Genomic DNA, 434 nt, shown 5'->3' on the forward strand with positions numbered 1-434 from the left:
GTGCCGAGGTCGAGGTCTGTGAAATATGATGTCGTGCCGCCGACTGGCAGGAAATACAGTTCGTCAACAAATCGCTGCAGATCAGGCGGGCCTAGATCGCGCGAGCCGATTGCCTCGATTTGATATGGCACTGACTTGGTGAATTCGATAGCGCCGGTCGTGCCGTCGACACGGGAAACGGTTCCGGCATCGGTCCAGACAACGAGGTCTCCGTCGTCGTAAACGGCATAGCGAAGCGCGTCGGCAAAGGTCGCCAGTACCGCCGTGCTCTTGAACGTCCCCTGGCTCGAGAACGTCGCCTTGACCAGGTCGTTATCCGCGCAGAGGTAGAACACCGCATCGCCGCTCACCGGGCCGGGCGTGATGCATTGAATGTCTGAATATCCGTTCCAGCTTGCCGTCGACTGGTAGGCGCGGGTTACCGTGTCGGCAGT

At 59.7% G+C, this 434-nt stretch carries 1 protein-coding gene; it reads right to left on the reverse strand.

Annotated features, from left to right (window positions below; all coding sequences use genetic code 11):
- Window positions 1-434, reverse strand: a 434-nt coding sequence (locus EN780_RS39590; RefSeq protein WP_189557201.1) for a hypothetical protein, incomplete at both ends; no start/stop codon positions are given.

Origin of the sequence: Mesorhizobium sp. M4B.F.Ca.ET.089.01.1.1 (assembly GCF_004022605.1) — a bacterium.
Lineage (GTDB): Bacteria > Pseudomonadota > Alphaproteobacteria > Rhizobiales > Rhizobiaceae > Mesorhizobium > Mesorhizobium abyssinicae.